Source organism: Occultella glacieicola, from assembly GCF_004353825.1.
In the GTDB taxonomy this organism is placed as follows: domain Bacteria; phylum Actinomycetota; class Actinomycetes; order Actinomycetales; family Beutenbergiaceae; genus Occultella; species Occultella glacieicola.
This window is the reverse complement of the sequence record NZ_SMNA01000006.1, coordinates 395,646-409,084: the sequence shown is the minus strand read 5'-3', so window position 1 is coordinate 409,084 and position 13,439 is coordinate 395,646. Positions and strand designations below refer to the sequence as shown.

Here is a 13,439-nt window from a genome sequence, read left to right as displayed (position 1 = left end):
ATCGTGCACACACATCCTCCGCACCGCGCCACTGGTGATCGGTGCCCGCGCGACGTACCGTCGAACCAGACGATCTGAGGAGTGAGTTGTTCATGGCACGCACCTGGTCCCGCTGGCTACCCGCCGCGGCGGTCCCACTCGTCGTGGCCGGCTCGGTGGCCTTCGCCGCCCAGGCCGGCGCCGACGAGCTTCCCGAACGCACCCCGGCCGAGATTCTGACGCTCCTGGCGGACCGGGACCACCAGCCGTTCTCCGGCGAGTTCGAGCAGACCTCCGACCTCGGGCTTCCGCAGCTGCCCGGCGGGGTCGAACTCCCCGATGACGCGGCGGGCGACGCCGCCGCCGTGACCGCCGTCCTCGAGGCCCTCACCAGCGACCACTCCGGCCGGGTGTTCGTCGGCGAGCAGGACCAGGCCCGCCTCCAGGTGTTCGAGACCTTCGGCGAGCGTGACGTCATCGTCAACGGGAACGAGGTCTGGGCCTACGACTCCGGCGACAACTCCGCGACCCACACGACTCTGCCCGCCGATGCCGACGCCACCACGGCCGCACCGGGCCAGCAGTACCGCCCCGACGAGGTTGCCGACCACCTGATCGACGCCGTCGGCCCCAGCACCGAACTGACCGTCCGCGAGGACGTCGAGGTCGCCGGACGCGCCGCGTATGACCTCGTGCTGACCCCCCGCACGGACGCGACCCTCGTGGGAGAGGTGGCGATCGCGGTCGACGGTGAGACCGGACAACCGCTTCGGGTGACCGTCACCGCGCGCGGCGAGGCTACGCCGGCCTTCGAGATCGCTTACACCTCGCTCGACCCGACCGCGCCGGACGCCGACCTGTTCGAGTTCACCCCGCCGGCCGGCGCCGACGTCGAGGAGGTCGCCCCGCCCTCCGATCAGGGCGGCGACGCCTCGGCATCTGCCCAGCATCCCGAACCCTCGGTGATCGGTACCGGCTGGGAGTCGGTCGTGATCATCGACGCCGGCGCGACCGGCCTCGGCGACGAGCCGCTGCTCGCGCAACTGACCACCGCCGTCGACGGTGGCCGTCTGCTCGGCACCGACCTCGTGAACGTGCTGGTCGCCGACGACGGCCGGATCCTCGTCGGGGCGGTGCCGCTGGAGCGGCTCCAGGCCGCGGCGGCTGAGTGAGCGAGACAGCAAGCCTCGCGGATCAGGCGGAGACCGAAACCGCCGACCTCGCGATCGCCACGACCGCCCTGACCAAGAGGTTCGGGCACCAGCTCGCCGTCAACGGCATCGACCTGGCCGTGCCCCGCGGCTCGGTGTTCGGGTTCCTCGGACCGAACGGCTCCGGAAAGACCACCACGATCCGAGTCCTGCTCGGCCTCGCCTCGGCCACCAGCGGGACGGCCCGCGTCCTCGGCCACGACGTGCCCTCGGGTCTGCGCGACGCCCTGCCTCGGGTCGGTGCGCTCATCGAGGGACCGGCCTTCTACCCGTTCCTGTCCGGTGCGGACAACCTGCGCCGCCTCGACTCCGCCGACGCCCGCGCCGACCCTGGCACTCGCGACGCCAGGACCGCCCGCGCCCTGGAGCGGGTCGGCCTCACCCACGCCGCGCGGAAGAAGGCACGCGCCTACTCGCTCGGCATGAAGCAGCGCCTCGGCATCGCCGCCGCCCTGCTCACCCCGCGCGACCTGCTCGTGCTCGACGAGCCGACGAACGGTCTCGACCCGCAGGGCACCCGTGAGGTGCGCTCCCTGATCCGGGCCGTGGCCGGGGAGGGGACCACGGTGTTCGTCTCCAGTCACCTGCTCGCCGAGGTCGAGCAGATCTGCACGCACGCGGCCGTCATGCACGTCGGGTCGCTCGTGGCCCAGGGCAGCCTGGACGAGCTGCGTGGTTCCGGGGAGCGGGTGGTCCGGATGCTCACGCCCGACGGCGACCGAGCCGTCGCCGAACTCGCTCGCCTCGGCCTGGGGGCGGCCGAGGCGGACGCCGCCGCTGCCGCGGCCCGGCGCGCGGGCCCGGGCGAGGTCACCCTCGAGGCGGCCCTGCCGGATGACGGGCCGGCCGCCGAGGACCTCGTGGCCGCTCTCGTGACCGCCGGGGTGCGGGTGCGTGGATTCGACGTGGCCCGGCCGAGCCTGGAGGAACGGTTCGTGGCACTGACCGGGGAGGGGTTCGACGTTGCCCGCTGATGCCGTGGCCGTGCGCGCCCGCACGCATGGTGGTGCGCTGCTCGCCTCGGAGCTGCGCGTGCTGTTCCGGCGCTGGCGCACCTGGGCGATGTTGGCGGCGCTCGCGTCGATCCCGGTGCTGATGGCGGTCGTGGTCCGGCTCTCCTCCGAGCCGCCGGGCCCGGGGGAGGGCCCACCGTTCCTGGACCAGGTGACCAACAACGGCATGTTCGTGGCCGTGACCGCGCTCGTGGTGACCACGCCGCTGTTCCTGCCGCTTACGGTGGCCGTGGTCTCCGGGGACACGATCGCGGGGGAGGCGAGTCTCGGCACCCTGCGCTACCTGCTCGTCGCACCGGCGGGCCGCGTGCGCCTGCTCCTGGTGAAGTACCTCTCCGCGGTCGTGTTCTGCCTGGCCGCGAGTGGCACGGTGCTGTTGGTCGGGTGGGCGATCGGCGTGGCGCTGTTCGGCGCCGGGGAGGCGACGCTGCTCTCCGGTGACACGATCGGTGTCGGCGACGCCGTGCTCCGTTCCCTGCTCGTGGGGGCCCACGTGAGCATCTGCATGCTGGGTCTGGCCGCCGTCGGGCTGTTCATCTCCACCCTCACCGACGCCGGCGTGGGCGCGATGGCTGCGGTGGCCGTGCTCACGATCGTGGCCCAGGTGCTCGGGCAGCTCGACCAGCTGGCCTGGCTGCACCCGTGGTTGTTCACGCACCATTGGCTCGCGTTCGCCGACCTGCTCCGTGAGCCGGTCGTCTGGACGTCGTTCACGCAGAACGCGCTGCTCCAGGCGGCGTACGTCGCGTTCTTCGGGGCGCTGGCGTACGGGCGGTTCAGCACGAAGGACGTGCTCTCCTGAGCGTCCGGCCGAATCCGGGCCGCCGAGCGCGCCCGGACCGGGCGTGTAAATCGTTTTCACGTTGCTGTCGACAGGGTGAAAGTTCTTGACGATCGACGGACTCCTGAATATCGTTCCGAGCACGTAGTCGGGCAACGAGGTCCGACCCGAAGGGAGCCGTGAGGGAGCGACGACCAGGTCGCCGACGGCATGACCGAGGAGACGCACCGTGACTCTGCCCAGTTCGCGGACCGCCCGTGCAGGTCTCACCGCGCTCGCCACCGGGGCCCTGGTGCTCGGCGCCCTGGCACCCGCAACGGGCGCAGCCCGGGCACCGGCACCGACCGACGTCACGCCCACGGAGGCGAGCGACACCCCCACCGCTGCCGAGATCGACGCCATCGTCGCGAGCATGAGCCTGGACGAACTGATCGGTCAGATGACCTGGACGCACGTCTACGGCTCATCCGCCGACGACGCGTCCATGGCCGCCAGCAACCAGGCCCGATACGGCGTGGACACCCCGGCCGAGGTGGTGGAGAAGTACGACCTCGGGGGCGTTCTGTATTTTGCGTGGTCCGGCAACACCGCCAGCCCCGACCAGACGGCGGCCCTGTCCAACGGTCTGCAGGAGGCGGCCCTGGGCGAGGACGGTCCTGGCCTCCCGCTCGCCGTCACGATCGACCAGGAGGGTGGCCTGGTCGCGCGGATCGGGCCACCGGCCACCGTGCTGCCCGGGAACATGGCGCTCGGTGCCACGTTCGACGCGGACCTGGCCCGACGGCAGGGCGAGCTGCTCGGCGCCGAGATGGACGCACTCGGCGTGAACGTCGACTTCGCGCCCGTGCTCGACCTGAACTCCAACCCCGACAACCCGGTGATCGGGATCCGGTCGATGGGCGAGGACCCGGCCGTCGTCAGCGAACTCGGAGTGGCTCAGATCCAAGGGTTGCAGGAGTACGTCGCGGCCACCGCGAAGCACTTCCCCGGCCACGGTGACACGGCCGAGGACTCCCATTACGGGCTGCCGGTGGTCACCTACGACCGGGCCACACTCGAGGAGCACCTGGCGCCCTTCCAGGCGGCGATCGATGGTGGCGTGGACATGATCATGACCGCACACATCATCGTCGAGGCGATCGACCCCACGATGCCCGGCACCCTCTCACCGGCGGTGCTGACCGGGCTGCTGCGCGAGGAGATGGGCTTCGAGGGCATCGTCACCACCGACGCCCTGGACATGGCCGCGCTCGCGTCGAACTGGAGCCAGCAGGACATCGCCCGACTGACCATCCTGGCCGGATCGGACATCCTGCTGAACTCTCCGGACGTGGATGCCTCGTTCGAGGGCGTGCGCCAGGCGGTCGCCGACGGTGAGATCACCGTGGAGCGGCTCCGGGAGTCGGTGCGCCGGATCCTCACCTGGAAGGCCGAGCGCGGCGTCTTCGCCGACCCGTTCGCCGACGTGAGCGCGATCGACGACGTGGTCGGAGCGCCGGAGCACCTGGCCACCGCGGCGACCATCTCCGAGCGGGCCGCCACCCTGCTGCGCAACGACGCACGTACCCTGCCGCTGGACCTCGACGACACCATCCTGATGGTCGGAGCCGGCTCCGGCTGGCCGGAGCGGGTCGGTCCGATGCTCGCCGAGCAGGGCTTCGAGGTGACCGAGGACTACGAGAACGGCTCCTCGCCGTCGGCCGCCTACCGGGCGCGTGCCGTCGCGGCCGCGGCCGAGGTCGACGCCGTGGTGTTCACGTCCTACAACGCGACCGGCAACGCGGCCCAGCAGCAGATGGTCGCCGAGCTCGCCGCCACCGGGGTGCCCGTGGTGGTGATCGCCACCCGGAACCCGTACGACATCAGCGTGCTGCCCGGTGCGGATGCCGTGATCAACAGCTACGGCACCGGCGTGGTCAACTTCCACGGTGTGGTCGGCGTGATCGCCGGGGAGATCGACCCCGCGGGCCGGCTACCGGTGAACATCCCCGAGGCCGACGGCGACGGCATCCTGCTCCCACTCGGGTTCGGGCTGTCCTTCGATACGACGGTGGTCGCCACCGGCCTGGACAATCCGCGCGGGCTCGCGTTCGGCCCCGACGGCGGACTGTACGTCGCCACCGTGGGTAGCGGGTCGAACGACGGCGCGATCGTGCGGCTCGACCCCGGCACGGGCGCGGCGTCGGACGTGGTCAGCGGACTGCCGACCTACCTGGCACCGGCCGGTGACGTCGTCGGGGTGCACGACGTGACGTTCCAGGGCCGGGGCAACATGTTCGTGCCGGTCGGCCTGGGCGACGACCCGGCCGCCCGGCCCGCCGGCAGCGACCTCGGCGTCCTCCTCCGGATTGCACCCAACGGCAGGACGAGGACGGTTGCCGACCTGGCCGCCTACGAGGCTGCCGTGAATCCCGACGGCGGCCTGCCGGACTCCAATCCGCATTCGGCCGCCGCCGTTCCGGGCGGCGTAGTGATCGCCGACGCCGGCGCGAACGCCCTGCTGTTCCAGGCGAACTCGGGCGAGTTGCGCACCCTGACCACGTTCGGAGACCGCGAGGTCCCGTTCGCCGGGGGCACGGTGATGGCGCAGTCCGTGCCGGACGCCGTGACCGTCGGGCCGGACGGCGCCTACTACGTCGGTGAACTGCTCGGGTTCCCGTTCGCACCGGGCGAGTCGCGGGTGTACCGGGTGACGGCGGACGGCTCGGCCGAGGTCCACGCGGAGGGCTTCACCTCGATCATCGACCTCGCGTTCGACTCCGACGGCACCATGTACGTCCTCGAGATCGCCGAACAGGGCCTGGGGCACGCGTTCGCGACCGGCGACTTCGAGGGCGCCCTGATCAAGGTGACTCCGGACGGCGTGCGCAGCGAGGTGGCGGACGGGGCACTGGTAGCGCCCGGCGGCATCACGGTGGGGCCCGACGGTGCGCTCTACGTCACGACCGACACGCTGTCGGGGGGCGGACTCGGCACGGTCGTGCGGATCGAGCAGTAGCAGGCCCGGACGGCAGGGTGCCGCGGACCGCGCCGCCGGAGCGTGAGGTCACCACCGCGCCGTGGGCCGATGAGTTCGGTGTCCGGCCGAGGTCGGTAGGGGCATGGAGACCGAGAGGGAACTCGAGTTGTTCGCCGGCGTCGCCGTGACCGACCTCGGCCGCGCCGCGGGGTGGTACCACCGGCTCTTCGGTGAGGTCGAGACGTTCGACCCGAACGACACCGAGCGGGTGTGGACGGTAGCCGAACGTCGGCACGTGTACGTGGAGCAACGGCCCGAGCACGCCGGGCACTCCTTCGTCACGCTCTTCGTCGGCGACCTCGACGAGGCTGCCGACGCCGCGGCGCGGCGGGGCATCCACCCGGAGTCACGCGAGACGTACGGGAACGGGGTGCGGAAGGTGATCTACCGCGACCCGGACGGCAACGAGATCGGCCTCGGCGGGGCGCCATCCGCGCAGTAGGCCGCGTCGCTCGCTCCGGTAGTGACCAGAGTGCTAGTCTGGTCACTACGAGAGGAGTCCGATGGGACCGAGCCGATCGACAGTCGACCTGCCCTGGGGTCCGGTGTCCTACCTGCACTGGTCGCCCGCGAGGGAGGCGAGGCCAGCGGCGGGCACGGTGCTGCTCCTGCACGGTGGGAACGCGGACAACGCATCCCTGTCCTGGGGCGAGCTCGGCGGAGCGCTGGCGGCGGCGGGGCACACGGTGGTCGCCCCCGACCACCCCGGCTTCGGCGAGAGTCCCCGCGCGCCCTGGCCGGTGACCCAGGACCGGCTGGTCGCCTACGTCGCCGAGTTCGTCGACGCCGTCGGGCTGGGGCCGTATGCGATCGGGGGCCTCTCGCTCGGCGGCGGGCTGGCCATCGGGCATGTCCTCGCCGAACCCGAGCGGATCACCGGTGCGATGCTGTTCGGCAGCTACGGGCTGCAGGACCGGCTCGCCGACGGATGGCTCAGCTTGCCCATCCAGACCCTGACCTGGCTGGCGCTGCGCAGCGGGCTCCTCAGTCTGGCGCAGGAGGCCTACGCGCGCAGCCCACGCCTGCTGGCAAGCGGTATGCGGCAGATCGTGCGTAACCCGGACGCACTGACCGAGGACCTCCTCGCCGAGATCACGGCTGCTGCGCGTCGCCGGGACGCCCGGGTGGCGTTCGAGCAGTGGCAGCGCGACCAGGTCCAATGGAACCGAACCCGGACGAACTACCTGGACCGGCTCGAGAACTTCTCCGTGCCTGCGCTCCTCGTGCACGGCTCCCGGGACGGTGGTGTGCCCGTCGCATGCGCCCGCGAGGCCGCCGCGCGGATCCCGGACGCCCGCCTGGTCGTCGTCGAAGGAGCCGGGCACTGGGTCCAACGGGACCGTCCGGACCTGGTGACCCCCGCCGTCGCCGGTTTTCTCGACGCCCTCGGCCAAGGATCCGGAGGCGACGGTGCCGCGTCCGCTCATCCCTGACCGGCGCGAGCGGATCCTCGACGCGGCCCGCGCCCTCGTGCTCGCCCGCGGCTTCGACGCGATGAGTGTCCAGGCCGTTGCCGAGCAGGTCGGCATCGCCAAGGGTGCGGTGTACCGGGAGTTCGCGAGCAAGCGCGAGATCCTCGACGTGCTGCTGACCCGCTCGATGGACCGCATGAACGCCGCCGCCAGCACGCGGCTCGGCGAGACGGTTCCGCCCTCGCTGAGCCGCGCCTACGCCGTCGCCGTCGAGGTACTCCTGGACGATCCGCTGATGACCGCCGCGTTCCTCGACGAGCACGGTGTGCTCGGTTCCTACGCCGACGGCGTCACCGACGGTCGCTATCGCGCTAGGCACCGGGCGGTGGTGGCCTGGATCGAGGACCTGCAGGGCCGGGGGGCGCTGAGTGATCGGGTGGCGTCCGAGCCGCTCGCGCTCGCGCTGTCCGCGACCACGCTCGGGCTGCTCGGTGCGGCGAAGCACCTCGGGCCGCTGACCCGGGAGGACCTGCAGGGCGCGCTCGAAGCGGTCGTGGTGCTGGTGTCGGCCCTCGAGGCCGACGCGGCCGAGTGAGCGCCCGGCTCAGTCGCCGAGGTTGCCGCTGAGACGCCCGTGCCGGGCGGCGCTGTCGGGGTTCAGCCCGACGATCCGGACCTCCTTGCCCTTGGCCTCGTACTTGGTGGTGATCGCGTCCAGGGTGGCGACCGTGGAGGCGTCCCAGATGTGCGCCTTCGACATGTCGATGACCACGCTGCGGGGGTCGCCGGCGTAGTCGAACTGGTAGACGAGGTCGTTGGAGGACGCGAAGAACAACTCGCCCTCGACCGCATAGACGCGCTCGCCGTCGTCGTCCGAGGCGTCCAGGCGGGTGACCGACGTGACGTGGGCGACCCGGCGTGCGAACAGCACCATCGCGATCAGCACCCCGACCCCCACACCGTAGGCGAGGTTGCTCGTGGCGACGGTGACCCCGACCGTCGCGACCATGACGGTGACCTCCGACTTCGGCAGCCGGCGCAGCGTCGAGGGCCGGATCGAGTGCCAGTCGAACGTGCCGACGGACACCATGACCATCACGGCCACGAGCGCGGCCATCGGCATGATCGCGACGACATCCCCGAGGCCCACCACGAGGATCAGCAGGAACAGGCCGGCCAGGAACGTCGAGATCCGGGTGCGCGCGCCGGAACTCTTCACGTTGATCATCGTCTGGCCGATCATCGCGCAGCCGCCCATGCCGCCGAAGAACCCGGTGACGATGTTCGCGACGCCCTGGCCCCACGCCTCACGGGTCTTGTTGGAGTGGGTGTCGGTGACGTCGTCGACGAGCTTGGCGGTCAGCAGGGACTCGAGCAGTCCGACGAGCGCCATCGCGAGCGCGTACGGCGCGATGATCTGCAGGGTCTCGAGGGAGAACGGCAGGTTCGGGAGCAGCAGGGACGGGAGCGACTCGGGCAGTTCGCCCTCATCGCCGACGGTCGGCACGTCGATGCCCGCGAGCACCGTGAACGCCGTCAGCGCCACGATCGCGACCAGCGGGGCCGGCACGACCTTCGTCAACCTCGGGAAGAACACGATGACCGCGATGCCGACGGCGAGCAACGGGTACACGATCCAGGTCACCCCGAGCAGGTGGGGCACCTGGGCCACGAAGATCAGGATCGCCAGGGCGTTCACGAAGCCGACCATGACCATCCGCGGGATGAACCGCATCAGCTTGGCGACGCCGAGCACGCCGAGGACCACCTGGATGATCCCGCCGAGGATGACCGTGGCGATGAGATGGTCGAGACCGTGGTCGCGGACCACCGGCGCGACCACCAGGGCCACGGCGCCGGTGGCCGCGGAGATCATCGCCGGGCGGCCGCCGACGAACGCGATCGTCACCGCCATCGTGAAGGCCGCGAACAGCCCGACCCGCGGGTCCACGCCGGCGATGATCGAGAACGCGATCGCCTCCGGGATCAGGGCGAGGGCCACCACGAGACCGCCGAGCACCTCGGTGCGCAGCCGGCGTGGCGAGCGCAGCGCGGCCCGCACGGAGAAGGACTCGTCGGCCTCGGGCGAGCCGGTGGCGGACTGCGGGGTGGGGGCGACGTGCGGCACGCGAAGTCCTTCGGGCTGAGCGGGGAGGGCGGAGTTGCCCGGGTCACGCTATCGCGTGCCTGCGAGCAGCAGGCTCGGCGCCCTGCCACGACGGGTGGGCGGCGTAGGTCTGCCGGCGGTCGCCGGGGATGGCCCGGGTGCGCGACCCGCTGAGGACTCGTTCGGACTGCACATCCCACGAGGAAGGGCCGACACGACGATGCTGACGAGACCGCGAAGGTCGCCGAAGTCATCACGAGCATCGCGGTGGGGGAGTCTGACCACTCGGTCGTCGCCGACCCGCCGTCGGACCTAGAGGTCGACGTGGCGAACGGGAAACTTCAGCGCCTGGGTCTCGCGCGTGATACCGACGGGTGGTCCAGGGCGCGGCGAGACGGCGTGAGGTCAGGGACCTGTTCACCATCGATACGAGGGGCACCCCGGGCGCGTCGACCTCCGAGTGGCAGGCCCGCCGGCTCGGGGGAGCGTGCGCGCTCGATGCCGTCCGCTCAGGCGAGCGTGCCGCGCACGATGCTGTCCCCGCTGTGCGCTGGGTCCCCGTCGAAAGGTTCCTCCGAGACGTCCACGACCGGGAACTCGCTGAGGTCCAGGCCGACGGGCAGGTCGAAGGTTCCCTCGGTGCCGGTGAGGATGCCGAGGCTGACCAGTCGTTGTGCGTCGGCGTCGAGGAGCCAGACCTCCAGGAACCCGGCGCCACCGGGGTCCGGAAGTTCCACGCGCAGGACCTGACGCCCGTCCACGTCATGAACTGCGGCGGTACCGGTCACCTCGTGGCCGGGCAGTGGGTCGAGTTCGGCCGTCGCGACGACCGGTGGTTCGCCTTCTCCACCCAGCGTCAGGGCGCCGGCGGTGACCGCGGCCCCGAGCACGAACCCGGCGGCCGCGACCCAGACGGGGCGCCGCCACCACGACGTGGGCGCGGGCACGTCGTGACTGAGCCGGATCGGCGCGTGCGGCTCGTCGGCGTCGTCCGGGTCCGCGTCGACCTCGTCGGTGACGACTCCATCGGCACCGATCCGGTCCAGGCCGAGTTCCTCGGCCACATGCTGCCAGACCCGCTCATCGGGAACGTCCAGGCGGGGCGCGCCCGCACGCGCGGCGGTCGTCACCCGCTGCAGGGCCCCGACCTCGTCGCGGCACGTGGCACAGCCGGCCAGGTGCGCGCTCGCCTCAGGCCCCGGGTCCTCGCCGAGGGCACGGAGGGCGATCGTCTGGTCGTCAAGATGCGACATCTGCCACCTCCAGTCTCGTGCGCAGCCTGCCGAGGCTCCGTCTGATGTGTGATTTCACGGTGCCGAGCGGAAGGCCGACCCGGTCGGCGATCTCGACATGGGTCAACTCGTCGAAGAACGCCATTCTGATAATCGCTCGTTGCGGTTCACCCAGCTCGTCGATCGCTTCGGCGACCAGCACCTGGTCCACCACCTGTGCCGAGCCGTCCTCGATGTGGTCGGTGGCCCCGGTCCGGGCAGCGTCGGTGGCCCGTCCCTCTCGGGCTCTGCGGGCGTGCGCGTCGGCGACGGCGTTCCTGGTGATCCCGATCAGCCACGCCTGCAGCGGTGCGCGGGAAGGATCGAACCCAACCCGGCCCCGCCATGCCGCGACGAACACCTGCTGGGTCACGTCCTCGGCGTCGGGGACCGAAGCCAGGGAACGCATCGCGATCGTGAAAACGAGCGGTGCGTATCGGTCATAGAGGGCCCGCATCGACTCGGGCCTGCCGTCGAGGAAGGCGCGCTCAAGCAGCATGGCCGTCGCCTCCACCTCGCCCACTGGCTCCGACCTCCTCGACGTCACCGGGGACCCGCTCGGCCGGTCCCGCGTCGTTGCGCCGGGACGCCCCACCTGCCCGTTCATCCTGTGCGAATCCTAGCGGTCAGCACGATGTTGTCGTCGTAACTGCGGCGCTCGGGGTCCCAACGGCCTCCGCAGGTGATGAGCACGAGCCGGTGCTCACCCGTCCGATCGAAGTACGGCCCGAGGTCGATCACGTCCTTCGCCAGACGTTCCACCGATTCCACGTCGTACGCCACCGCGGTGCCGTCCACCAGGGTGACCGTGATCGGATCGCCCGCCGCCGCCTCATCCAGGTCGTGGAACGGTCCCACCGGGGTGACGTAGGACCCGGCGTGAGCGGCGATCACCACCGCACCAGACACGGCGCCTGCGGTCGGACCGAACCGGTACCAGCCGGCGACCAGGGCGTTCTCGGGGATCTCCATCTGTCCGTCCGGGGCGATGTCGACCGCCGTGACGGGCATGTCGATGCCCAGCGCCGCCAGCTCGAGCCGCGCCGGGGCGACCACCGGCTCTGCGGTGCGGGTGCCGGTCGAGTCGACCACGGGAATCGGGCCCTCGCCCGGGACGGGCGAGGCCGGCACCGGGGCGCTGGGCCCAGGTGCCGGCTCGGTGGTGGCGCCGCCGGCCGGGTCGGCATCACCGACCGGCGTCGCCGTCGAGGTGGTGGGCTGCCCCCCAGGGGAGAGGGAGCAGCCCACCATGAGCGCGAGGCCGGCTACCGCCGCGGCGACGCCGGTGCGGCGCATGCCCCGCGAGTTCATCAACGGTCGCGGGTCACGGCGGCCCGTCGGACGCCGAAGCCGACGAACAGAGCCAGCACCGCGGCGGCACCCGCCCAGAGGACGGCCGAGGACGATTCCTCGACGACCTGCACCTGACCGGTCGGCACCCCGTCCGGGGAGGAGTGCAGACCCTCGATCGTCTGCGTGGCAAGGGCAAGGGTGCCGGCCTCGAGGCTGCCCCAGGCGTAGACGACGGTGCTGACGCCCTCGGCAACGGTGACATCCGCCGGCCCGATGACCGGCTCGGTGGTGCCGGCGGCCGCCACGGCGGCCGAGACGGTCCCGGCGGGCAGGTCGAGCGAAGCCTCGTCCGGGTTCGCCAGCCCACTGATCACGGCCTCACCCCCGGCCAGTACGTCCACCGCGGGAGCGGCGGCGACGTGCCGCACCGTGAGCCGGCCCTCGCCGGGCGCGGTCGGTGACGTGTCGTTGGTGAACAGTGTGGCCGTCGGAGCGCTGCCCTGGGCGTCGAGGTGGGCGACTGCGGTGTAGTTCCTGCCCTCCTCCAGCGGCAGGTCAACCGGGCCGATCACGGGGGCGCCGTCATCGGCTGCGTCCGCGGCGGTGATCGCGACGGTGTAGGTGCCGGGCTCGAGCTCGAGCGGGCCGGCCAGTTCGCCCGGCGCGAAGTCGTCGAGGGTGATCTCTCCGTTGACGTAGACGTCCACGGTGAGGTCCGGAACGCCGTGCAGCACGGAAAGGGACGCCGTGTGGGAGTCCGCGGTGGCCGGGGTGGCGGCGAGAACGAGCGCGGCGATACCGAGCGTCCCGCCGAGGGCGGCTGCTGACTTTCGCATGATGGTTCCTCCTGGGTGGGTCCCGGCGCGGCCGGTGACGTGCTGACATGGAGGTATTCCGCCGAAGCTGCCCCGGCGGATGCACCCGGATGAAAAATCCGAGGGAGTCCGGGCGAGCCGGTCCAGCACCGCGGTGCCACGAGCGCTCGCAGCCGGACCGCTGCGACACCCGTGATTCAGGACCACCTGGGTGCACGTCGCGGGGATCTGCGGTCGTCCTGTGACGGTGAGCCCGCCGCCCTCGGCGACTCGACTCTGCGGACGATGGGCGCCGGTTGCCGCCACCCGGGGCCGACGCCGCCCGCGTGCCCACCGAACCGGGCCGGCCGGGTGGTCGTCACGATCGAGTCCTCCGGCCTGGAGGCGGTGACGAGCACCGGCTGGTTCTATGACGGCGGACCCTCACCCGTCCGGGCGCACCGGCCCCATCCGATGCGTGTGCTGCCCACACTGCCCACACTGCCCACACTGCCCGGCCACCCACCGCGCGATGGCGGCTTGCTCGTCCCCTGTTCGC

12 protein-coding genes are annotated in these 13,439 nt (G+C 71.7%); 7 read left to right on the top strand and 5 right to left on the bottom strand.

Annotation, left to right across the window (positions count from 1 at the left end; all coding sequences use genetic code 11):
- Positions 1–92 precede the first annotated feature (92 nt).
- The 7 genes from EXU48_RS14640 (at position 93) to EXU48_RS14610 (ending at position 8,010) form a co-directional block, all read left to right on the top strand.
- Positions 93–1,151, top strand: a complete 1,059-nt coding sequence (locus EXU48_RS14640; RefSeq protein WP_133108380.1) for a LolA family protein — start codon at positions 93–95, stop codon at positions 1,149–1,151.
- Positions 1,148–2,164 (top strand): ABC transporter ATP-binding protein, encoded by a 1,017-nt coding sequence (locus EXU48_RS14635; RefSeq protein WP_133108379.1) that lies wholly within the window; start codon positions 1,148–1,150, stop codon positions 2,162–2,164. Before EXU48_RS14640 ends, EXU48_RS14635 begins: the two co-directional genes overlap by 4 nt.
- Positions 2,154–3,005, top strand: a complete 852-nt coding sequence (locus EXU48_RS14630) for an ABC transporter permease (protein ID WP_133108378.1) — start codon at positions 2,154–2,156, stop codon at positions 3,003–3,005. Before EXU48_RS14635 ends, EXU48_RS14630 begins: the two co-directional genes overlap by 11 nt.
- A 208-nt stretch (positions 3,006–3,213) precedes the next feature.
- Positions 3,214–5,982 carry a ScyD/ScyE family protein gene (locus tag EXU48_RS14625; RefSeq protein ID WP_235857043.1) on the top strand — a complete coding sequence of 923 codons (2,769 nt, stop codon included), beginning with the start codon at positions 3,214–3,216 and terminating at the stop codon, positions 5,980–5,982.
- 103 nt (positions 5,983–6,085) lie between these two features.
- Entirely contained in the window at positions 6,086–6,445 is a 360-nt protein-coding gene (locus tag EXU48_RS14620) for a VOC family protein (RefSeq protein WP_133108377.1), read from the top strand.
- 61 nt (positions 6,446–6,506) lie between these two features.
- Entirely contained in the window at positions 6,507–7,436 is a 930-nt protein-coding gene (locus tag EXU48_RS14615) for an alpha/beta fold hydrolase (protein WP_133108376.1), read from the top strand.
- Positions 7,414–8,010, top strand: coding sequence for a TetR/AcrR family transcriptional regulator (locus EXU48_RS14610; RefSeq protein ID WP_235857042.1), 597 nt, complete (start codon positions 7,414–7,416; stop codon positions 8,008–8,010). The genes EXU48_RS14615 and EXU48_RS14610 overlap by 23 nt, the downstream gene beginning before the upstream one ends.
- Positions 8,011–8,019: 9 nt before the next feature.
- Here EXU48_RS14610 and EXU48_RS14605 read toward each other — a convergent pair whose 3' ends face one another.
- From EXU48_RS14605 to EXU48_RS14585, 5 genes are all read right to left on the bottom strand, one after another.
- On the bottom strand, positions 8,020–9,543 hold the full coding sequence (locus EXU48_RS14605; RefSeq protein WP_133108375.1) for a SulP family inorganic anion transporter: 1,524 nt from the start codon (positions 9,541–9,543) through the stop codon (positions 8,020–8,022).
- Positions 9,544–10,031: 488 nt separating this feature from the next.
- A complete protein-coding gene (locus tag EXU48_RS14600; protein ID WP_133108374.1) occupies positions 10,032–10,775 on the bottom strand; it encodes an anti-sigma factor domain-containing protein in 744 nt (247 codons plus the stop codon).
- Complete coding sequence (locus EXU48_RS14595) at positions 10,762–11,316, bottom strand: RNA polymerase sigma factor (protein WP_235857041.1); 555 nt, start codon at positions 11,314–11,316, stop codon at positions 10,762–10,764. The genes EXU48_RS14600 and EXU48_RS14595 overlap by 14 nt, the downstream gene beginning before the upstream one ends.
- A gap of 80 nt (positions 11,317–11,396) precedes the next feature.
- Positions 11,397–12,089 carry a class F sortase gene (locus tag EXU48_RS14590; protein WP_165962819.1) on the bottom strand — a complete coding sequence of 231 codons (693 nt, stop codon included), beginning with the start codon at positions 12,087–12,089 and terminating at the stop codon, positions 11,397–11,399.
- A 14-nt stretch (positions 12,090–12,103) separates the two neighbouring features.
- Positions 12,104–12,922, bottom strand: coding sequence for a DUF4397 domain-containing protein (locus EXU48_RS14585; protein ID WP_133108372.1), 819 nt, complete (start codon positions 12,920–12,922; stop codon positions 12,104–12,106).
- Positions 12,923–13,439 lie beyond the last annotated feature (517 nt).

Coding starts and splice junctions, on each gene's coding strand:
- EXU48_RS14620 (WP_133108377.1), top strand. CDS start 6,086: ATGGAGACCGAGAGGGAACTCGAGTTGTTCGCCGGCGTCGCCGTGACC.
- EXU48_RS14600 (WP_133108374.1), bottom strand. CDS start 10,775: ATGTCGCATCTTGACGACCAGACGATCGCCCTCCGTGCCCTCGGCGAG.
- EXU48_RS14640 (WP_133108380.1), top strand. CDS start 93: ATGGCACGCACCTGGTCCCGCTGGCTACCCGCCGCGGCGGTCCCACTC.
- EXU48_RS14615 (WP_133108376.1), top strand. CDS start 6,507: ATGGGACCGAGCCGATCGACAGTCGACCTGCCCTGGGGTCCGGTGTCC.
- EXU48_RS14585 (WP_133108372.1), bottom strand. CDS start 12,922: ATGCGAAAGTCAGCAGCCGCCCTCGGCGGGACGCTCGGTATCGCCGCG.
- EXU48_RS14590 (WP_165962819.1), bottom strand. CDS start 12,089: ATGCGCCGCACCGGCGTCGCCGCGGCGGTAGCCGGCCTCGCGCTCATG.